At 70.3% G+C, this 229-nt stretch carries 1 protein-coding gene; it reads right to left on the bottom strand.

Annotated features, from left to right (window positions below; genetic code table 11):
• The coding region (locus EOD29_RS35605) for a hypothetical protein (RefSeq protein ID WP_127248949.1) at positions 1–214 on the bottom strand (214 nt) is incomplete at its 3' end.
• Positions 215–229: the final 15 nt, after the last annotated feature.

Genomic DNA, 229 nt, shown 5'->3' with positions numbered 1-229 from the left:
AGGAGACCAGGGCCGCGATCGCGGCGATCACCGATGCGAGCGCCAGCACCAGGGCGATGGCGATCAGCACCGTGTGCACCACGAGGAACGCCGTGGGCTTGCCGGCGGCATCCCGGGCGCGGGGATCCTTCGCGATCCGCGGGTAGAACCGGGGCCACACGACCGCGTTGAAGGCGGCGTTGGCGAAGAGCAGGACGATCAGCAGCGGTTCCACCCTCCGAGCCTACGG

The organism is Mesorhizobium sp. M1A.T.Ca.IN.004.03.1.1 (assembly GCF_003997555.1).
Classification (GTDB): Bacteria; Pseudomonadota; Alphaproteobacteria; order Rhizobiales; family Rhizobiaceae; genus Mesorhizobium.
Note: the sequence above shows the minus strand (reverse complement) of the source record. Positions and strands in the feature narration are given on the sequence as shown.